The 16907-nt window shown below is 62.9% G+C and carries 29 protein-coding genes; all 29 read left to right on the top strand.

Going from position 1 to position 16907, the window contains the following annotated elements; translation table 11 throughout:
• The first annotated feature begins 23 nt into the window (after positions 1 to 23).
• On the top strand, positions 24 to 1214 hold the full coding sequence (gene tuf, locus BLT60_RS06735) for an elongation factor Tu (RefSeq protein WP_090875626.1): 1191 nt from the start codon (positions 24 to 26) through the stop codon (positions 1212 to 1214).
• Positions 1215 to 1326: 112 nt separating this feature from the next.
• Positions 1327 to 1635 (top strand): 30S ribosomal protein S10, encoded by a 309-nt coding sequence (gene rpsJ, locus BLT60_RS06730; RefSeq protein ID WP_090875625.1) that lies wholly within the window; start codon positions 1327 to 1329, stop codon positions 1633 to 1635.
• 11 nt (positions 1636 to 1646) lie between these two features.
• The gene (gene rplC / locus BLT60_RS06725; protein WP_090875624.1) at positions 1647 to 2411 is read left to right on the top strand and encodes a 50S ribosomal protein L3; all 765 of its coding nucleotides are present in this window, start codon (positions 1647 to 1649) and stop codon (positions 2409 to 2411) included.
• A complete protein-coding gene (rplD, locus tag BLT60_RS06720; RefSeq protein WP_090875623.1) occupies positions 2411 to 3031 on the top strand; it encodes a 50S ribosomal protein L4 in 621 nt (206 codons plus the stop codon). The genes rplC and rplD overlap by 1 nt, the downstream gene beginning before the upstream one ends.
• Positions 3028 to 3321, top strand: a complete 294-nt coding sequence (locus BLT60_RS06715) for a 50S ribosomal protein L23 (RefSeq protein WP_090875622.1) — start codon at positions 3028 to 3030, stop codon at positions 3319 to 3321. The genes rplD and BLT60_RS06715 overlap by 4 nt, the downstream gene beginning before the upstream one ends.
• A 10-nt stretch (positions 3322 to 3331) precedes the next feature.
• Positions 3332 to 4168, top strand: a complete 837-nt coding sequence (rplB, locus tag BLT60_RS06710) for a 50S ribosomal protein L2 (protein ID WP_090875621.1) — start codon at positions 3332 to 3334, stop codon at positions 4166 to 4168.
• Positions 4169 to 4181: 13 nt separating this feature from the next.
• A complete protein-coding gene (rpsS, locus tag BLT60_RS06705) occupies positions 4182 to 4451 on the top strand; it encodes a 30S ribosomal protein S19 (protein WP_090875620.1) in 270 nt (89 codons plus the stop codon).
• Positions 4451 to 4831 (top strand): 50S ribosomal protein L22, encoded by a 381-nt coding sequence (gene rplV, locus BLT60_RS06700; RefSeq protein ID WP_090875619.1) that lies wholly within the window; start codon positions 4451 to 4453, stop codon positions 4829 to 4831. Before rpsS ends, rplV begins: the two co-directional genes overlap by 1 nt.
• A complete protein-coding gene (gene rpsC, locus BLT60_RS06695) occupies positions 4831 to 5538 on the top strand; it encodes a 30S ribosomal protein S3 (RefSeq protein WP_090875618.1) in 708 nt (235 codons plus the stop codon). Before rplV ends, rpsC begins: the two co-directional genes overlap by 1 nt.
• A 19-nt stretch (positions 5539 to 5557) precedes the next feature.
• On the top strand, positions 5558 to 5971 hold the full coding sequence (gene rplP, locus BLT60_RS06690; protein WP_090875617.1) for a 50S ribosomal protein L16: 414 nt from the start codon (positions 5558 to 5560) through the stop codon (positions 5969 to 5971).
• A gap of 13 nt (positions 5972 to 5984) precedes the next feature.
• Positions 5985 to 6185, top strand: coding sequence for a 50S ribosomal protein L29 (rpmC, locus tag BLT60_RS06685; RefSeq protein ID WP_090875770.1), 201 nt, complete (start codon positions 5985 to 5987; stop codon positions 6183 to 6185).
• 11 nt (positions 6186 to 6196) lie between these two features.
• Entirely contained in the window at positions 6197 to 6445 is a 249-nt protein-coding gene (rpsQ, locus tag BLT60_RS06680; protein WP_090875616.1) for a 30S ribosomal protein S17, read from the top strand.
• Between the two features lie 33 nt (positions 6446 to 6478).
• The gene (gene rplN / locus BLT60_RS06675; protein WP_090875615.1) at positions 6479 to 6847 is read left to right on the top strand and encodes a 50S ribosomal protein L14; all 369 of its coding nucleotides are present in this window, start codon (positions 6479 to 6481) and stop codon (positions 6845 to 6847) included.
• Positions 6847 to 7164, top strand: a complete 318-nt coding sequence (gene rplX / locus BLT60_RS06670; RefSeq protein ID WP_090875614.1) for a 50S ribosomal protein L24 — start codon at positions 6847 to 6849, stop codon at positions 7162 to 7164. The genes rplN and rplX overlap by 1 nt, the downstream gene beginning before the upstream one ends.
• Positions 7157 to 7720 (top strand): 50S ribosomal protein L5, encoded by a 564-nt coding sequence (gene rplE, locus BLT60_RS06665; RefSeq protein ID WP_090875613.1) that lies wholly within the window; start codon positions 7157 to 7159, stop codon positions 7718 to 7720. The genes rplX and rplE overlap by 8 nt, the downstream gene beginning before the upstream one ends.
• A 6-nt stretch (positions 7721 to 7726) precedes the next feature.
• Positions 7727 to 8032: a 30S ribosomal protein S14 gene (gene rpsN, locus BLT60_RS06660; RefSeq protein WP_090875612.1), complete on the top strand. Its 306-nt coding sequence runs from the start codon at positions 7727 to 7729 to the stop codon at positions 8030 to 8032.
• A gap of 16 nt (positions 8033 to 8048) precedes the next feature.
• Positions 8049 to 8444 carry a 30S ribosomal protein S8 gene (gene rpsH / locus BLT60_RS06655; RefSeq protein ID WP_090875611.1) on the top strand — a complete coding sequence of 132 codons (396 nt, stop codon included), beginning with the start codon at positions 8049 to 8051 and terminating at the stop codon, positions 8442 to 8444.
• A gap of 27 nt (positions 8445 to 8471) precedes the next feature.
• Positions 8472 to 9005: a 50S ribosomal protein L6 gene (gene rplF / locus BLT60_RS06650; protein WP_090875610.1), complete on the top strand. Its 534-nt coding sequence runs from the start codon at positions 8472 to 8474 to the stop codon at positions 9003 to 9005.
• An 11-nt stretch (positions 9006 to 9016) separates the two neighbouring features.
• A complete protein-coding gene (gene rplR, locus BLT60_RS06645; protein ID WP_090875609.1) occupies positions 9017 to 9373 on the top strand; it encodes a 50S ribosomal protein L18 in 357 nt (118 codons plus the stop codon).
• 53 nt (positions 9374 to 9426) lie between these two features.
• Positions 9427 to 9996, top strand: coding sequence for a 30S ribosomal protein S5 (gene rpsE, locus BLT60_RS06640; protein ID WP_090875608.1), 570 nt, complete (start codon positions 9427 to 9429; stop codon positions 9994 to 9996).
• Positions 9997 to 10016: 20 nt separating this feature from the next.
• Positions 10017 to 10208 carry a 50S ribosomal protein L30 gene (gene rpmD, locus BLT60_RS06635; RefSeq protein WP_090875607.1) on the top strand — a complete coding sequence of 64 codons (192 nt, stop codon included), beginning with the start codon at positions 10017 to 10019 and terminating at the stop codon, positions 10206 to 10208.
• A 4-nt stretch (positions 10209 to 10212) separates the two neighbouring features.
• Positions 10213 to 10692, top strand: a complete 480-nt coding sequence (gene rplO, locus BLT60_RS06630; protein ID WP_090875606.1) for a 50S ribosomal protein L15 — start codon at positions 10213 to 10215, stop codon at positions 10690 to 10692.
• Between the two features lie 19 nt (positions 10693 to 10711).
• Entirely contained in the window at positions 10712 to 12043 is a 1332-nt protein-coding gene (gene secY / locus BLT60_RS06625) for a preprotein translocase subunit SecY (RefSeq protein ID WP_090875605.1), read from the top strand.
• Entirely contained in the window at positions 12040 to 12615 is a 576-nt protein-coding gene (locus BLT60_RS06620) for an adenylate kinase (protein ID WP_090875604.1), read from the top strand. The genes secY and BLT60_RS06620 overlap by 4 nt, the downstream gene beginning before the upstream one ends.
• A 196-nt stretch (positions 12616 to 12811) precedes the next feature.
• Positions 12812 to 13180, top strand: a complete 369-nt coding sequence (gene rpsM, locus BLT60_RS06615; protein WP_090875603.1) for a 30S ribosomal protein S13 — start codon at positions 12812 to 12814, stop codon at positions 13178 to 13180.
• Between the two features lie 136 nt (positions 13181 to 13316).
• Positions 13317 to 13706 carry a 30S ribosomal protein S11 gene (gene rpsK / locus BLT60_RS06610; RefSeq protein ID WP_090875602.1) on the top strand — a complete coding sequence of 130 codons (390 nt, stop codon included), beginning with the start codon at positions 13317 to 13319 and terminating at the stop codon, positions 13704 to 13706.
• Positions 13707 to 13822: 116 nt separating this feature from the next.
• A complete protein-coding gene (locus BLT60_RS06605; RefSeq protein ID WP_090875601.1) occupies positions 13823 to 14839 on the top strand; it encodes a DNA-directed RNA polymerase subunit alpha in 1017 nt (338 codons plus the stop codon).
• 36 nt (positions 14840 to 14875) lie between these two features.
• Entirely contained in the window at positions 14876 to 15304 is a 429-nt protein-coding gene (gene rplQ, locus BLT60_RS06600; protein ID WP_090875600.1) for a 50S ribosomal protein L17, read from the top strand.
• 195 nt (positions 15305 to 15499) lie between these two features.
• Positions 15500 to 16885: a DegQ family serine endoprotease gene (locus BLT60_RS06595; RefSeq protein WP_210185562.1), complete on the top strand. Its 1386-nt coding sequence runs from the start codon at positions 15500 to 15502 to the stop codon at positions 16883 to 16885.
• Positions 16886 to 16907 lie beyond the last annotated feature (22 nt).

Below are 16907 nucleotides of genomic sequence, written 5' to 3'. Positions count from 1 at the left end.
TCTAGGAAAGACGGAGAGCCCCGATGGCGAAAGAGAAATTTCAGCGGAATAAGCCGCACCTGAACATTGGGACGATTGGCCATGTCGATCATGGCAAGACGTCGCTGACGGCCGCGATCACCAAGGTCCTGGCCGAAACCGGTGGAGCAACCTTCAAGGACTATGCTTCGATCGACGCCGCGCCGGAAGAAAAGGCTCGTGGCATCACGATCAACACGGCCCACGTCGAGTACGAGACCGCCAATCGTCACTACGCCCACGTCGATTGCCCCGGTCACGCCGACTATGTGAAGAACATGATCACCGGCGCGGCGCAGATGGACGGCGGCATTCTCGTCGTCAGCGCGGCCGATGGCCCCATGCCGCAGACCCGCGAGCACATCCTGCTCGCCCGTCAGGTTGGCGTTCCGGCCCTCGTCGTGTTCCTCAACAAGTGCGACATGGTCGACGATCCGGAGCTTCTCGATCTCGTCGAGCTCGAGGTTCGCGAGCTGCTTTCGAGCTACGAGTTCCCGGGCGACGATATCCCGATGATCCGCGGTTCGGCGCTTGCCGCCCTCGAGGATTCCAGCAAGGAGCTCGGCCACGACGCGGTGCTCAAGCTGATGGAAGCGGTCGACGAGTACATTCCGCTTCCCGAGCGTCCGGTCGACCAGCCCTTCCTGATGCCGATCGAGGACGTCTTCTCGATCTCCGGCCGCGGCACCGTCGTGACCGGTCGTGTCGAGCGCGGCGTCGTCAACGTTGGTGACGAAGTCGAGATCGTCGGCATTCGCGATACGTCGAAGACGACCGTTACCGGCGTCGAGATGTTCCGCAAGCTGCTCGATCGCGGTGAAGCCGGCGACAACATCGGCGCGCTGCTCCGTGGTATCGACCGCGAGGGCGTCGAGCGCGGCCAGGTGCTGTGCAAGCCGGGTTCGGTTACGCCGCACACCAACTTCAAGGCCGAGGCCTACATCCTCACCAAGGAAGAGGGTGGTCGTCATACCCCGTTCTTCACCAACTACCGGCCGCAGTTCTACTTCCGTACGACGGACGTGACCGGTGTGGTGACGCTTCCGGAAGGCACCGAGATGGTCATGCCCGGCGACAATGTGTCGATCGAGGTTGAGCTGATCGTGCCGATCGCCATGGAAGAGCGTCTTCGCTTCGCTATCCGCGAAGGTGGCCGCACCGTTGGTTCCGGCGTCGTCGCCGAGATCGTTAAATAGCGTCGCCGACCGGCAACAGCAGAGACAAGAGGAGAGAGAGACAGGATTGAGGTAACGAAGCGCTGCCGCCACTTTGGCAACGGGACGTCGTCTCTCTGTCTTCTGAAGATCCATGAACGGCCAGAACATCCGCATTCGGCTCAAGGCGTTCGACCATCGTATCCTCGATGCGTCGACCCGCGAGATCGTCAACACTGCCAAACGAACCGGCGCGCGCGTGCGCGGGCCGGTTCCGTTGCCGACGCGAATTGAGAAGTTCACGGTCAACCGGTCGCCGCATATCGACAAGAAGAGCCGCGAACAGTTTGAAATGCGGACTCACAAGCGGCTCCTCGACATCGTCGATCCGACACCGCAGACGGTTGATGCTTTGATGAAGCTCGACCTGGCTGCCGGTGTCGACGTCGAGATCAAGCTCTAAAGGGCGAAGACATGCGTTCGGGAGTTATTGCGCAGAAACTTGGCATGACCCGCGTCTTTACGGACGGCGGCGAGCAGGTGCCGGTCACGGTACTGAAGCTCGACAATTGCCAGGTTGTCGCGCAGAGAACTGAAGCAGAGAACGGCTACACCGCGTTGCAGCTCGGTGTCGGCCTGCGCAAGGTGAAGAACACGCCGAAGGCGCTTCGCGGACATTTCGCGAAAGCCTCGGTCGAGCCGAAGCGCAAGATGGCGGAATTCCGGGTCAGCCCGGAAAACCTCATCGAGGTCGGAGCGGAGTTGACCGCAGATCATTTCGTCGCGGGCCAGTTCGTCGATGTCACAGGGACATCGAAGGGCAAGGGCTTCCAGGGCGTCATGAAGCGGTACAATTTCGGTGGTGGCCGCGCGACCCACGGTAACTCGGTCAGCCATCGTGCACATGGCTCGACCGGCCAGCGCCAGGACCCCGGCAAGGTGTTCAAGGGCAAGAAGATGGCCGGTCACATGGGCGACGTCCGGGTGACCACCCAGAATCTCAAGATCGTGACGACGGATGTCGAGCGCGGCCTGATCCTGGTCGAGGGTGCAATTCCGGGTGCCAAGGGTGGCTGGATCCTGGTCAGCGACGCGATCAAGCGGCCGTTGCCCGAGGGTGTCCCGACGCCTGGTGCGTTCAAGTCGAACGCCGCGCCGGCGGAAGCTGCTCCGGTCGAAGCGCCGGTGGCTGCTGAAGCCGTTGCCGCGCCCGAAGCCGAGACGAAGGAAGCCGAGTGATGGACATCAAGGTAACCACGCTCGACGGCAAGGCGGGCGAGTCGGTCGCGCTGCCGGAAGAGATCTTCGGCCTCGAGCCGCGTGCGGACATTCTGCAGCGGATCGTTCGCTGGCAGCTTTCGAAGCGCCAGGCCGGAACGCACAAGACGAAGAAGCGCGGCGAAATCCGCATGACGTCGGCCAAGGCCTACAAGCAGAAGGGCACCGGTCGCGCCCGTCACGGCAACAAGGCTGCGCCGCAGTTCCGCGGCGGTGGCAAGGCCTTCGGCCCGGAGCCGCGCAGCCATGCCCATGGCCTTCCCAAGAAGGTGCGGGCGCTGGCGCTGCGGCATGCGCTTTCGGACAAGGTGCGTGACGAGAAGCTGATCGTCCTGTCGGAGGCCAGCCTTTCGGAGCCGAAGACAAAGGCGCTGGCGGCACAGCTTGCCGGACTTGGCCTGTCGAATGCGCTCATCGTTGACGGTGCGGCGCTGGAGGACAACTTCCGGCTCGCGGCCCGCAACATTCCGCAAATCGACGTTCTGCCGATCCAGGGCATCAACGTCTACGACATCATGCGACGCGACACGCTTGTCCTGACCAAGGCTGCCGTCGACGCCCTGACGGAGCGATTCAAATGAGCGCGCTCGACCACTACGACGTCATCCGCAGCCCGGTGATCACCGAGAAGTCGACTGCCGCTTCGGAGCACAACAAGATCGTGTTCCAGGTGTCGCGGACGGCGACCAAGCCGCAGATCAAGGCGGCGATCGAGTCCTTGTTCAAGGTCAAGGTCACGGGCGTCAATACGTTGGTCCGCAAGGGCAAGAACAAGCGGTTTCGGGGTGTTGCCGGCCGTCAGAGCGACATCAAACGCGCGATCGTGACCCTCGAGGAGGGGCACTCCATCGACGTAACGACCGGTTTGTGAGGCGAGTCCGATGGCACTGAAGAAGTTCAATCCGACATCGCCGAGCATGCGCCAGCTCGTGCTGGTCGATCGCTCGGAGCTCTACAAGGGCAAGCCCGTCAAGGGCTTGGTCGAGGGCAAGCATTCGACCGGCGGCCGCAACAATGCCGGCCGGATCACGGTTCGCTGGCGCGGTGGTGGCCACAAGCGTTCGTATCGCCGTATCGATTTCAAGCGGCGGAAGCTTGATGTGCAGGGGACGGTCGAGCGGATCGAGTATGATCCGAACCGGACCGCGTTCATCGCGCTGATCCGTTATGATGACGGTGAGCTGAACTACATCCTGGCGCCGCAGCGTCTCGGTACGGGCGACAAGGTGATCGCCTCGCGCCAGGCCGACGTGAAGCCGGGCAATGCGATGCCGCTCTCGGCCATGCCGGTTGGCACGATCGTCCACAACGTCGAGATGAAGCTCGGCGCTGGCGGCCAGATCGCTCGCTCGGCGGGGACGTATGCCCAGTATGTCGGTCGCGACCAGGGCTATGCGATCCTGAGGCTCAATTCGGGCGAGCAGCGTCTGGTCAACCAGAATTGCTTCGCCACGGTCGGTGCGGTTTCCAACCCGGACCACGGCAACATCAATATCGGCAAGGCGGGCCGCAATCGCTGGCTCGGCAAGAAGCCGGGCGTGCGCGGTGTGGCCATGAACCCGGTCGACCATCCGCACGGCGGCGGCGAGGGACGTTCCTCCGGTGGCCGCCATCCGGTTTCGCCCTGGGGCGTGCCGACCAAGGGCAAGAAGACGCGCAATAACAAGCGCACCGACAAGTTCATCGCGCGCAGCCGTCATGCGCGCAAAGGCAGATAGGAAGAGGCTCTAAGTGGCTCGTTCAGTTTGGAAAGGCCCTTTCGTCGACGGCTTTCTCTTGAAGAAAGCCGAGAAGGCGCGTCAAGGCGAGATCATCAAGATCTGGAGCCGGCGTTCGACGATCCTGCCGCAATTCGTTGGTCTGACATTTGGTGTCCACAACGGCAACAAGCACGTTCCCGTGCTCGTCAGCGAGGACATGGTCGGGCACAAGTTCGGCGAATTTTCGCCGTCGCGCACCTACTACGGCCACACCGCGGACCGAAAGGCGAGGAGGTCCTGATGGGCAAGGCGAAACGCGAACGCGTTCTCCCCGACAACGAGGCGCTGGCCAAGGCGCACATGATGAAGGTGTCGGCGCAGAAGCTTAATCTCGTCGCGTCGCTGATCCGCGGCAAGAAGGTCTCGGCGGCATTGGCCGACCTGACCTTCAGCCGCAAGCGGATTGCCGTCGACGTCAAGAAGACCCTGGAATCGGCGATTGCCAACGCCGAGAACAACCACCAGCTCGACGTCGACTCGCTGATCGTTTCCGAGGCGTTTGTCGGGCCGGCACTGATGATGAAGCGCTGGACGCCGCGCGGTCGCGGACGGGTCGGCCGGATTCAGAAGAAGTTCTCGAATCTTACAATCGTCGTCCGCGAAGTCGAGGAGTCTGCCTGATGGGTAACAAGGTCAATCCGATCGGGCTGCGTCTCGGGATCAACCGGACCTGGGATTCGCGCTGGTTCGCCAACAAGGGCGAGTACGGCGAGCTGCTCCACGAGGACATGCAGATCCGCAAGGCTCTGATGAAGGAACTGAAGCAGGCCGCGGTGTCGAAGATCGTCATCGAGCGCCCGCACAAGAAGTGCCGCGTCACCGTTCATTCCGCGCGTCCCGGCATCGTCATCGGCAAGAAGGGCGCCGATATCGAGCGGCTGCGCAAGAAGGTTTCCGCGATCACTGACTCGGAAGTCCACATCAACATCGTCGAGGTGCGCAAGCCCGAGATCGATGCGACCCTGGTGGCACAGTCGATCGCCCAGCAGCTCGAGCGTCGTGTGGCGTTCCGGCGTGCGATGAAGCGCGCCGTCCAGTCGGCGATGCGGCTTGGCGCCGAGGGCATCCGGATTTCGTGCGGCGGCCGTCTCGGCGGCGCCGAGATTGCGCGCTCGGAGTGGTATCGCGAGGGGCGGGTGCCGCTGCACACGCTTCGCGCCGATATCGACTACGGCGTCGCGACCGCCAACACTGCCTACGGCACCTGCGGCGTCATGGTCTGGATCTTCAAGGGCGAGATCATGGAGCACGACCCGATGGCGTCGGAGCGCAAGCAGGTCGAGGGCGCGGAACAGCAGACAAGCCGCCGCCGCGAGCCGGCAGCGTAGTTCATAGGGTAATCGTCAGATGCTTCAGCCAAAACGCACCAAGTTTCGCAAACAGCACAAGGGCCGTATTCACGGCAAGGCGACGTCTGGCGCCGACCTGACCTTTGGTTCCTTCGGGATCAAGGCATTGGAGCCCGAGCGCGTGACGGCGCGGCAGATCGAGGCGGCCCGCCGCGCGATCACCCGCCACATGAAGCGCGCCGGGCGTATCTGGATCCGGGTGTTCCCGGATGTGCCGGTCTCGAAGAAGCCGACGGAAGTCCGCATGGGTAAGGGCAAGGGTACGCCGGAGCTCTGGGTCTGCCGCGTCAAGCCCGGTCGCATCATGTTCGAGGTTGACGGCGTTGCGCCGGAACTCGCCAAGGAAGCGCTTCGTCTCGGTGCGGCCAAGTTGCCGATCCGCACCCGCTTCGTGCAGCGCGTGGCTGAGTAGGAAGGAAATGGCGATGAAGGCGTCCGAAGTACGGTTGCTGACCGAAGACCAGATTGCTGACGAGTTGACTAAGCTGAAGAAGGAGCAGTTCAACCTGCGCTTCCAGCGGGCGACTGGCCAGCTCGAGAACACGTCCCGGGTCCGCCAGGTGCGTCGTGATATCGCCCGGCTGAAGACCATCGGGTCCGAAGCTGCCGCGAAGAAAAAAGGCTAGAGAAGCAGATCATGCCCAAACGTGTCCTCCAAGGCACCGTCGTCAGCGACAAGAACGACAAGACCGTGGTCGTGCGCGTCGAGCGCCGCTTTACGCATCCGCTGTTCAAGAAGACCGTTCGTCGGTCGAAGCGGTACCAGGCGCACGATGCGGACAACTCGCACAAGGTCGGCGACATCGTGATGATCGAGGAATCGGCGCCGATCTCGAAGAACAAGCGCTGGGTGGTGCATAAAGGCACCGCGGCGAAAACGGAATAACTGGATTAGAGGACGGCCTGCGCCGGTAAGACAATGATACAGATGCAGACCAACCTTGATGTTGCGGACAACTCCGGCGCTCGCCGGGTGATGTGCATCAAGGTGCTCGGTGGCTCGAAGCGGAAATACGCTTCGGTCGGCGACATCATTGTCGTCTCGGTGAAAGAGGCGACACCGCGTGGCCGCGTGAAAAAGGGCGACGTGATGAAGGCTGTGGTCGTGCGGACCGCCAAGGATATCCGTCGGGTTGACGGCAGCGTCATTCGCTTCGATCGCAATGCCGCCGTGCTGATCAACAACCAGTCGGAGCCGGTCGGCACCCGCATCTTTGGCCCCGTGCCGCGCGAGCTGCGGGCGAAGAACCACATGAAGATCATCTCGCTGGCGCCGGAGGTGCTGTAATGGCTGCCAGGATCAAGAAGGGCGACAAGGTCGTCGTCATCACGGGCAAGGACAAGGGCAAGACCGGTGAGGTCGTGCGTGTCTTCCCGGACAAGGATCGTGCGGTCGTGCGCGGCATCAACGTTGCGCGGCGCCATCAGCGCCAGACTGCAAGTGAACAGGGCGGCATCATCTCCAAGGAGATGCCGATCCATCTTTCCAACATAGCGCTCGCCGGTCCTGGCGACGGCAAGCCGACCAAGGTCGGTTTCCGTCTGAACAAGGACGGCGTCAAGGAGCGCTTCGCCAGGCGGACCGGAGAAGTAATCGATGGCTGAGGCACAGTATGAGCCGCGGCTCAAGACCGAGTACCGGGATGCGATCCGGTCGTCGCTGGTCGAGCAGTTCGGATACAAGAACCTTCTTCAGGTGCCGCGGGTCGACAAGGTCGTCCTGAACATGGGCGTCGGCGAGGCGGTTGCCGACTCGAAGAAGATCCAGTCGGCGCTTGGCGATCTTGCCAAGATCGCCGGTCAGAAGCCGGCGGTCACCACGTCGCGCAAGTCGATCGCGACGTTCAAGCTGCGCGACGGCATGCCGATCGGTGGCAAGGTCACGCTGCGCCAGAACCGGATGTACGAGTTCATCGACCGGCTGATCAATGTCGCGCTGCCGCGGGTCCGCGATTTTCGCGGCCTCAATCCGAAGAGCTTTGACGGACGGGGCAATTACGCGCTGGGGATCAAGGAGCACATCGTGTTCCCGGAGATCAACTATGACGAAGTGGATCAGGTCTGGGGCATGGACGTGATCGTTTGCACAACCGCGACAACGGATGACGAAGCGAGAGCCTTGCTCAAGGCGCTGAACTTTCCGTTCCGGGAACAGGGATAAGCCACGATGGCAAAGACCAGCTCGATCGAGCGAAACAAGAAGCGGCGCGCCATGGCGGCCCGCTATGCCGAGAAGCGCGCCGAGTTGAAGACTCAGGCGCGCGACGAGAGCCTGTCGCTCGAGGAGCGGTTCCAGGCGCGCATGAAGCTCGCCGAGCTTCCGCGCAACTCGTCGCCGGTGCGCATCCGCAACCGTTGCGAGATTTCCGGTCGGCCGCGCGGTTTCTACCGCAAGCTCAAGATGTCGCGCATTGCGCTTCGTGAGTTGGGCTCGCAGGGCTTGGTCCCTGGCCTGGTCAAGTCGAGCTGGTAACAGAGAGCGAAACGCGATGACGATATCCGATCCGATCGGCGATATGTTGACCCGCATCCGCAACGCGCAGATGCGGAAGAAGTCTTCAGTTTCGACTCCGGCCTCCAAGCTGCGCGAGAGCGTGCTCGAGGTGCTGCAGTCCGAGGGCTATATCCGCGGCTACGAGGCCGTCGAGGAAGACGGCCGCTCCGAGCTGCGGATCGAGCTGAAATATTACGACGGGGTGCCGGTCATCCGCGAGATCCAGAGGGTTTCGCGGCCGGGTCGCCGGGTCTATTCGTCGGTCCGCACGATTCCGCGGGTCGCCAGTGGCCTCGGTGTGTCGATCCTGTCGACGCCGAAGGGCGTTTTGTCTGACTCCGATGCCCGCGACCAGAATGTCGGGGGCGAGGTGCTTTGCCGCGTCTTCTGATGAAGGCCGCAAACGGGAAGTTGTGAAATGTCGCGAATTGGTAAGAAGGCGGTCGAGGTCCCTCAGGGGGTGACTGCTTCGATTGACGGACAGAAGGTCTCGGTCAAGGGTCCGAAGGGCGAACTCGCCTTTCTGGCGACCGATGATGTCGATGTCGTCATGGACGATGGCATGATCTCCATCAAGCCGCGCAGCGAGTCCAATCGGGCTCGCGCGGCCTGGGGATTGTCGCGGACCATGGTCGCCAACCTCGTCGAGGGCGTTACCAAGGGCTTCGAGCGCAAGCTGGAGATCAACGGCGTCGGCTATCGCGCCGCGATCCAGGGCTCCAACCTGCAGCTCAGCGTCGGCTACAGCCATGAAGTGCTGTATCCGATCCCCCAGGGGATCAAGATTGAGACGCCGAAGCCGACGGAAATCGTCATTTCTGGAACCGACAAGCAGCGTGTCGGCCAGATCGCGGCGGAGATCCGGCAGTTTCGCAAGCCTGAGCCCTACAAGGGTAAGGGTATTAAATACGCGGAGGAAACCATCCACCGCAAGGAAGGCAAGAAGAAGTAGCGAGCGACGTCATGGCAAAAAACTCTACAGATCGGCGGGCTGCCCGCGTCAGACGTGCTATTCGCAAGGCGGCCAATGGTCGTACGCGGCTGTCCGTGTTTCGCTCGTCAAAGCACATCTACGCCCAGGTCATCGACGACCTCGGTGGAAAGACGGTTGCTGCGGCTTCCTCGCTGGATAAAGACCTGCGCGAGAAGCTGAAGACGGGCGCCGACGTGGCTGCCGCGACGGAGGTCGGCAAGCTGCTGGCCGAGCGCGCTGCCGCCGCCGGGATCAAGGACGTTGTCTTCGATCGCGGACGTTATCTCTATCACGGTCGTGTGAAGGCACTGGCCGATGGCGCCCGTGAGGGCGGACTGAATTTCTGAAGACGGCTTGAACCGCCGGACCTCGACAACAATATCGGACCAACGGAACGAATATGGCACGAGAGCGCGAACGCAGCCGGGACAGGCGTGGCAGGGACGACCGCGACAGCGAGTTCGTCGACAAGCTTGTCCACATCAACCGAGTGGCCAAGGTCGTCAAGGGTGGGCGTCGCTTCGGCTTCGCGGCTCTGGTCGTCGTCGGCGACCAGAAGGGTCGTGTCGGCTTCGGCCATGGCAAGGCGAGGGAAGTTCCCGAAGCCATCCGCAAGGCGACTGAGTCGGCCAAGCGGACCATGCTGCGGGTGCCGCTGCGCGAGGGGCGGACACTTCACCATGATGTGAGCGGACGTCATGGCGCGGGCAAGGTGATCTGCAGGGCAGCGCCAGCCGGTACCGGCATCATCGCCGGCGGCCCGATGCGCGCCGTGTTCGAGACGCTGGGTGTCCAGGATGTCGTCGCCAAGTCGTTCGGGTCCTCGAACCCGTACAACATGGTGCGGGCGACCTTCGAGGCGCTGAAGAAGGAAGACAGCCCGCGTGGTGTTGCCGCGCGTCGTGGTCTCAAGGTGTCGGCACTCCAGGCGCGTCGCGCCGATGTCGATCCCGAGCCGGCTGAAGCCTGAGAAGTTTTGAGGACAAGGACATGGCCGCAAAAACCGTAACAGTCGAGCAGACCGGTAGCCCGATCCGCCGCCCGAAGGATCAGCGGGCGACGCTGGTCGGTCTCGGCCTGAACAAGATGCATCGGCGCAGGGTCCTCGAGGACACGCCGGCAGTGCGCGGCATGATCGCCAAGGTCAGCCACCTCGTCCGCGTCGTCGAGGAAGGAAAGTAAGACAATGAAGCTCAACGAGATCAGCGACGTCGACGGCGCTACCAAGAAGCGCATGCGCGTTGGCCGGGGCATCGGCTCGGGCAAGGGCAAGACCGGCGGTCGCGGCGTCAAGGGGCAGAAGTCCCGGTCGGGCGTCGCCATCAAGGGCTTCGAGGGCGGCCAGATGCCGCTGCATCGGCGGCTGCCGAAGCGCGGCTTCACCAACATCTTCGCCAAGAAGTTCAGCGAGATCAGCCTCGGTCGCGTCCAGGAAGCGATCGACGCCGGCAAGCTCGACGCCAAGGCGCCGGTCACGGTCGAGTCGCTCAAGGCGGCCGGCCTCGTGCGCCAGCTCAGGGACGGTGTCCGGCTGCTGGGCAATGGTGAACTGAAGGCGGCGGTGTCGTTCGAGATCGCCGGTGCGTCGAAGCCTGCAATCGCGGCGGTCGAGAAGGCCGGCGGTTCGGTGAAGATCCTCGGGGCGGAAACCAAGTCGGCCGAGTAGGGCCGAAAGGACAGAACCCATGGCATCGGCGGCAGAACAACTCGCAGCCAATCTGAACTTTGGCGCCTTCGCCAAGGCGGAAGCGCTGAAGAAGCGCATCTGGTTCACGCTGGGTGCGCTGCTGATCTATCGCCTCGGCACCTATATTCCGCTGCCCGGTATCAACCCGGACGCGCTGGCCCAGGCGTTCAACGCCAATTCGGCCGGCCTGCTCGGCATGTTCAACATGTTCGCCGGTGGCGCGGTCGGTCGCATGGCGATCTTCGCGCTCGGCATCATGCCGTATATCTCCGCCTCGATCATCATCCAGCTTCTGACCTCGATCGTTCCGACGCTTGAGCAGTTGAAGAAGGAAGGCGAGCAGGGCCGGAAGGTCATCAACCAGTACACCCGCTACGGCACGGTCATCCTCGCCGTCCTGCAGTCCTACGGGATCGCGGTCGGCCTCGAGGGCGGCACCAACATCGTCGTAGACCCGGGCATGTTCTTCCGGCTGACGACGGTCATCACGCTCACGGGCGGAACGATGTTCCTGATGTGGCTGGGCGAGCAGATCACTAGCCGCGGCATCGGCAACGGCATTTCGCTGATCATCTTCTCGGGCATCGTCGCCAACCTGCCGAGTGCCTTTGTCGGCACACTCGAACTTGGTCGCGAAGGTGCGCTGTCGACCTTCCTGATCCTCGCCGTCGGCGTGATGGCGGTTGCCGTCATCGCGTTCATCGTGTTCGTCGAGCGCGCCCAGCGGCGCCTGCTGATCCAGTATCCGAAGCGCCAGGTCGGCAACCGGATGTTCCAGGGTGATTCCTCGCACCTGCCGCTGAAGCTGAATACCGCGGGTGTGATTCCGCCGATCTTCGCATCCTCGCTGCTGCTGCTGCCGGTCACCCTGGCCAGCTTCTCGGCGGGGCAGGGGCCGGAGTGGCTGACGACCGTGACGGCGCTGCTCGGCCACGGCCAGCCGCTCTACATGCTGTTCTATGCAGGCTTGATAGGCTTCTTCGCCTTCTTCTACACCGCCGTCGTCTTCAACCCGACCGACACGGCTGACAACCTGAAGAAGCACGGCGGCTTCATTCCGGGCATCCGCCCCGGCGCCAAGACTGCCGAATATATCGACTACGTTCTCAGCCGGATCACGGTTCTCGGCGCGCTTTACCTGGTCGCCGTGTGCCTGCTGCCTGAGTTCCTGATCAGCTACGCCGGCGTGCCGTTCTACTTCGGTGGTACTTCGCTGCTGATCGTGGTCAGCGTGACCATGGACACGGTGGCGCAGGTTCAGGGCCATCTCCTCGCGCATCAGTATGAGGGGCTGGTCAAGAAGTCGAAGCTGAGGGGGCGGTCGAGATGAGGTTGATACTGCTGGGGCCACCCGGCGCCGGCAAGGGGACCCAGGCCCAGCGCCTGGTCGAGAAATACGGCATCGTTCAGCTTTCGACGGGTGACATGCTGCGCGCCTCCGCGGCGGCCGGCACGCCGGTCGGCAGCAAGGCAAAGGCGATCATGGATCGCGGTGACCTGGTGCCTGACGATGTGATGATCGAGATCATCGCCGAGCGTCTGGATGAGCCGGGATCTTCGAAGGGTTTCATCCTCGATGGATTCCCGAGGACCGTTGCCCAGGCCGAGGCGCTCGATACGCTCCTCGACCAGCGCGATCTGGCCCTCGATGCGATCATCGAGATCAAGGTCGACGAGCAGGTTCTCATCGATCGTATCGCGGGACGCTCGAAGGAGACCGGTGGCACGCGTGGCGACGATCAGTCGACCGCCAAGCGTCTTGAGGTCTATCGGAAGCAGACGGCGCCCGTCGCCGACCATTACCGCCGCAAGGGCGTGCTGGTTTCGGTCGACGGAATGGGGACGATGGATGAGGTTGCAGCGTTGATCGACCGGCATGTTCAGTCGCTGGTCGAGGCGTGAAGAATACGGCTTGGAGTTGACGTCAAGCCGCTGAATGGCTATCTACCGGCACGAATTCTGAATATTTCAGAGTAGCGGTGCCGGTTGACCTGAGACAAGGTGAACCGGGGCCGGTTTCTGCGTTGCCCGGACGGTTTGGTGAAGTAATTGGTTTTTCGGCTGTTTCTATTGAACGGTCGACAAGAGGAGAGCGAGCGTGGCCCGTATCGCAGGTGTCAATATCCCAACGAACAAGCGAGTCGTGATCGCGCTTCAGTACATCCACGGCATCGGTCAGACCAAGGCCAAGGAGGTCATTGACAAGTGCAATGTCCCCGAAAGCCGGCGGGTGAATGAACTGACTGACTCGGAAGTCATGCAGATTCGCGAAACCATCGATCGCGACTACATGGTCGAGGGCGATCTTCGCCGCGATGTCGCGATGAATATCAAGCGGCTGATGGATCTTGGCTGCTACCGGGGCCTCCGTCATCGTCGCGGTCTGCCGGTTCGCGGTCAGCGGACCCATACCAATGCACGGACCCGCAAGGGCCCGGCGAAGCCGATCGCAGGCAAGAAGAAGTAATCACGCGGCGAGGATGCCGGATCGCGGCGGGCCATGGCCCGCTTCCGCGGATGCCGGTGTGACGCGCTGACGTAAAGGGGCCGAAAGGCTCTCAGGATTGTCACCCGCGAGACGGGTGGAGCTCGAAAGGTCGAAAATGGCGAAGGATGCAACCCGGGTGCGCCGCCGTGAGCGGAAAAACATCATTTCCGGTGTGGCGCATGTGAATTCCAGCTTCAACAACACCATGATCACGATCACCGATGCCCAGGGCAACGCGATCTCGTGGTCGTCGGCTGGTTTGATGGGGTTCAAGGGTTCGCGCAAGTCGACCCCCTATGCCGCCCAGATGGCGGCGGAGGATGCCGGCAAGAAGGCTGCCGAGCACGGCGTCAAGACGCTGGAAGTCGAGGTTTCGGGGCCCGGTTCGGGACGTGAGTCGGCGCTGCGGGCCCTCCAGTCGGGTGGTTTCACCATCACCTCGATTCGCGACGTGACGCCGATTGCCCACAATGGCTGCCGGCCGCGCAAGCGCCGTCGCGTCTAGGGCCTTTCGTCGGCGATAGCCGACGTACCGCAACATTCCGCTCCAGCGCGGCCGTGGCAACACAGCCGCTGCTCCGCCTTCCTTCCAAGGCGGCAAAACCCGAAAGGACGAGGCTCATGATCCAAAAAAACTGGCAAGAGCTTATCAAACCGAACAAGCTCGACATTTCCGCTGGCCCGGATGCCAAGCGCTTCGCCACGGTCGTCGCCGAGCCGCTCGAGCGTGGCTTCGGCCTGACCCTCGGCAATGCGCTCCGCCGCGTGCTGCTTTCCTCGCTCCAGGGCGCGGCCGTCAAGGCCGTGCAGATCGACGGCGTTCTGCACGAATTCTCGTCGATCGGCGGCGTGCGTGAGGACGTCACCGATATCGTCCTGAACATCAAGGAAATCGCGATCAAGATGCAGGGCGAAGGCCCGAAGCGGATGGTCGTGCGCAAGCAGGGGCCGGGCATCGTCACTGCCGGCGATATCCAGACCGTCTCGGACATCGAGATCCTCAACCCCGATCTCGTGCTGTGCACGCTCGACGAGGGCACGGAGATCCGGATGGAGTTCACGGTCGATATCGGCAAGGGCTACGTTACTGCCGACCGCAATCGCCCGGAAGATGCGCCGATCGGCCTGATCCCGGTCGACAGCCTCTATTCGCCGGTCAAGAAGGTCTCCTATCGCATTGAGAACACCCGCGAAGGTCAGGTTCTCGACTACGACAAGCTGACCCTGACGGTCGAGACGGACGGTTCGGTGCGTGCCGACGATGCGGTCGCCCTGGCGGCCCGCATTCTTCAGGACCAGCTGTCGATCTTCGTCAACTTCGAGGAGCCGGAGAAGGAGACCGCCGAGGTCACGATCCCGGAACTCGCCTTCAATCCCGCGCTTCTCAAGAAGGTCGACGAGCTCGAGCTTTCGGTTCGTTCGGCCAACTGCCTGAAGAACGACAACATCGTCTACATCGGCGACCTGATTCAGAAGACCGAAGGCGAGATGTTGCGTACGCCCAACTTTGGTCGTAAGTCGCTGAACGAGATCAAGGAAGTTCTTGCCCAGATGGGTCTCCATCTCGGCATGGAAGTCGCCAATTGGCCGCCGGAGAATATCGACGAGCTGGCCAAGCGTTACGAAGAGCATTATTGAGCACGGCATCTCGCCGCGTCGTATTGGGAGAGCGCCATGCGCCACCGTAAATCAGGCCGAAAGCTGAATCGGTCGTCCAGCCACCGGATGGCGATGTTCTCCAACATGGCGGCATCGCTTATTCAGCACGAACAGATCGTCACGACCCTGCCGAAGGCCAAGGACCTGAGGCCGGTTGTCGAGAAGCTTGTCACGCTGGCCAAGCGGGGCGACCTGCATGCCCGGCGTCAGGCGATTGCGCAACTGCGCGATCTCGGCACCGTGAAGAAGCTCTTTGACACCATCGGACCGCGCTACAAGGAGCGGGCTGGCGGTTATACGCGGGTGCTCAAGGCGGGCTTCCGCTATGGCGACAGCGCACCGGTCGCGGTGATCGAGTTTGTCGATCGGGATCCGGAGGCCAAGGGCGCCGAGGATCGTGCGCGCCACGCGGAGAACGAAGCCAACGCGGAGGCGATGGCCTGATTCGCGTCGGGTTCGACGGGATTTGAAAAGGGCGGCTCTGAGCCGCCCTTTTTCGTTTCGGCGACTGTTTTCGTACCGTCCCAGGCAGAAGGCGTGTCACGGCCTTGCCCATTTGATGTAGCATTTCACCCAAGGCATTGAGTGTTCGAGGAGAGACTTCCAACGATGAAAGGACGGGTGAATCGGTTTGCGGCGATGGTCGCTACGGCATTTCTTGTGGGCTGGCTGCATGGCCCGGTATCGGCCGAGCAGCGCCAGGTCCCGGAGGACATTGCGGAGATCAAGCTGTCCTTCGCGCCGATCGTCAAGCGCGTTGCCCCGGCCGTGGTCAATGTCTACGCGTCGCGGGTCGTCCAGCAGCAATCGCCGTTCCTTGATGACCCGTTCTTCCGGCGCTTCTTTGGCGGACGGAGCTTCGGTGGGCCGACCCAGCGCGTCCAGCGGTCGCTCGGTTCCGGCGTCATCATCGATTCGACCGGCATCATCGTCACCAACCACCACGTCATCGCCAAGGCGAGCGAGATCAAGGTGGCGCTCGCCGACCGGCGGGAATTCGACTGCGACGTGATCCTGACGGACGAACGCACCGACCTCGCGGTGCTGCGGATCAGGGACTTCGAGGGGACGCTGCCGTTCCTGGAATTTGCCGATTCCGACGAGCTTGAAGTCGGCGACCTGGTCCTGGCGATCGGCGACCCCTTCGGCGTCGGGCAGACGGTGACGAGCGGCATTGTCTCGGCGCTCGCCCGGACCAAGGTCGGCATTTCCGACTACCAGTTCTTCATCCAGACCGATGCGGCGATCAACCCGGGCAATTCCGGCGGGGCCTTGATCGACATGAATGGCGGTCTGGTCGGCATCAACACGGCGATCTTCTCCCGCACCGGCGATTCCAGCGGCATCGGCTTCGCCATTCCCTCGAACATGGTGCAAGTCGTTGCGCGTTCGGCCGAGAGCGGGGCACACGTCCGCATGCCGTGGATCGGCGTCCGGCTTCAGGCCGTGACGCCCGACATTGCCGAGGGGCTCGGCCTGTCGCGGCCGCGTGGCGCGCTGGTCGTCGATGTCCGCAAGGGCAGTCCCGGGGCGCGCGCCGGGCTGACGACCGGCGATCTCGTGCTGTCGATCGACGACGTGGCGATCGACGATCCGTCGGCCTTCAATTATCGGCTCGCGACCAAGGGGATCGGCACCGAGGCGCGCATCGGCGTCCTTCGGGACGGAAAGCAATACGCCGCGACGCTGCCGCTCGAGGGAGCGCCGGAGACGGTGCCGCGCGACGAGATCGAGATCGGCGGCATGTCGCCGCTGGCCGGCGCGCGAGTCGTCAACCTGTCGCCGGCTGTCGCTGAGGAACTGGCGCATGACGGCAACACGGAGGGCGTCATCGTCGCCCTTGTCGCCGACGGGTCGGCCGCGGCCGAGGCCGGCCTGGTGCCCGGTGACGTGGTGCTTGAGGTCAATGGCCGGCCGATCGACACGACCCGGACGCTCGAGGACGCCTGCTCCGCACGGCTGAGAACCTGGGAAATCGCCATCGAACGCAACGGTCGGACGATCCGCACCCGGTTCCGCGGCTAGGCCCTGAAAATGCGCGCAAAAC

Origin of the sequence: Bauldia litoralis (assembly GCF_900104485.1) — a bacterium.
In the GTDB taxonomy this organism is placed as follows: Bacteria; Pseudomonadota; Alphaproteobacteria; order Rhizobiales; family Kaistiaceae; genus Bauldia; species Bauldia litoralis.
Note: the sequence above shows the minus strand (reverse complement) of the source record. Positions and strands in the feature narration are given on the sequence as shown.

Excerpts from the sequence above, each read along its gene's own strand:
- rpsH (WP_090875611.1), top strand. The coding sequence starts at position 8,049 with ATGACGATATCCGATCCGATCGGCGATATGTTGACCCGCATCCGCAAC.
- rplX (WP_090875614.1), top strand. The coding sequence starts at position 6,847 with ATGGCTGCCAGGATCAAGAAGGGCGACAAGGTCGTCGTCATCACGGGC.
- rplP (WP_090875617.1), top strand. The coding sequence starts at position 5,558 with ATGCTTCAGCCAAAACGCACCAAGTTTCGCAAACAGCACAAGGGCCGT.
- rplN (WP_090875615.1), top strand. The coding sequence starts at position 6,479 with ATGATACAGATGCAGACCAACCTTGATGTTGCGGACAACTCCGGCGCT.
- rpsN (WP_090875612.1), top strand. The coding sequence starts at position 7,727 with ATGGCAAAGACCAGCTCGATCGAGCGAAACAAGAAGCGGCGCGCCATG.
- rplV (WP_090875619.1), top strand. The coding sequence starts at position 4,451 with ATGGGCAAGGCGAAACGCGAACGCGTTCTCCCCGACAACGAGGCGCTG.
- rpmC (WP_090875770.1), top strand. The coding sequence starts at position 5,985 with ATGAAGGCGTCCGAAGTACGGTTGCTGACCGAAGACCAGATTGCTGAC.
- rpmD (WP_090875607.1), top strand. The coding sequence starts at position 10,017 with ATGGCCGCAAAAACCGTAACAGTCGAGCAGACCGGTAGCCCGATCCGC.
- rpsK (WP_090875602.1), top strand. The coding sequence starts at position 13,317 with ATGGCGAAGGATGCAACCCGGGTGCGCCGCCGTGAGCGGAAAAACATC.
- rplO (WP_090875606.1), top strand. The coding sequence starts at position 10,213 with ATGAAGCTCAACGAGATCAGCGACGTCGACGGCGCTACCAAGAAGCGC.
- rplC (WP_090875624.1), top strand. The coding sequence starts at position 1,647 with ATGCGTTCGGGAGTTATTGCGCAGAAACTTGGCATGACCCGCGTCTTT.
- tuf (WP_090875626.1), top strand. The coding sequence starts at position 24 with ATGGCGAAAGAGAAATTTCAGCGGAATAAGCCGCACCTGAACATTGGG.
- rplR (WP_090875609.1), top strand. The coding sequence starts at position 9,017 with ATGGCAAAAAACTCTACAGATCGGCGGGCTGCCCGCGTCAGACGTGCT.
- BLT60_RS06620 (WP_090875604.1), top strand. The coding sequence starts at position 12,040 with ATGAGGTTGATACTGCTGGGGCCACCCGGCGCCGGCAAGGGGACCCAG.
- rpsE (WP_090875608.1), top strand. The coding sequence starts at position 9,427 with ATGGCACGAGAGCGCGAACGCAGCCGGGACAGGCGTGGCAGGGACGAC.
- rpsC (WP_090875618.1), top strand. The coding sequence starts at position 4,831 with ATGGGTAACAAGGTCAATCCGATCGGGCTGCGTCTCGGGATCAACCGG.
- rplD (WP_090875623.1), top strand. The coding sequence starts at position 2,411 with ATGGACATCAAGGTAACCACGCTCGACGGCAAGGCGGGCGAGTCGGTC.
- rplF (WP_090875610.1), top strand. The coding sequence starts at position 8,472 with ATGTCGCGAATTGGTAAGAAGGCGGTCGAGGTCCCTCAGGGGGTGACT.
- rplQ (WP_090875600.1), top strand. The coding sequence starts at position 14,876 with ATGCGCCACCGTAAATCAGGCCGAAAGCTGAATCGGTCGTCCAGCCAC.
- rpsQ (WP_090875616.1), top strand. The coding sequence starts at position 6,197 with ATGCCCAAACGTGTCCTCCAAGGCACCGTCGTCAGCGACAAGAACGAC.
- secY (WP_090875605.1), top strand. The coding sequence starts at position 10,712 with ATGGCATCGGCGGCAGAACAACTCGCAGCCAATCTGAACTTTGGCGCC.
- rpsJ (WP_090875625.1), top strand. The coding sequence starts at position 1,327 with ATGAACGGCCAGAACATCCGCATTCGGCTCAAGGCGTTCGACCATCGT.
- BLT60_RS06715 (WP_090875622.1), top strand. The coding sequence starts at position 3,028 with ATGAGCGCGCTCGACCACTACGACGTCATCCGCAGCCCGGTGATCACC.
- BLT60_RS06605 (WP_090875601.1), top strand. The coding sequence starts at position 13,823 with ATGATCCAAAAAAACTGGCAAGAGCTTATCAAACCGAACAAGCTCGAC.
- BLT60_RS06595 (WP_210185562.1), top strand. The coding sequence starts at position 15,500 with ATGGTCGCTACGGCATTTCTTGTGGGCTGGCTGCATGGCCCGGTATCG.
- rplB (WP_090875621.1), top strand. The coding sequence starts at position 3,332 with ATGGCACTGAAGAAGTTCAATCCGACATCGCCGAGCATGCGCCAGCTC.
- rplE (WP_090875613.1), top strand. The coding sequence starts at position 7,157 with ATGGCTGAGGCACAGTATGAGCCGCGGCTCAAGACCGAGTACCGGGAT.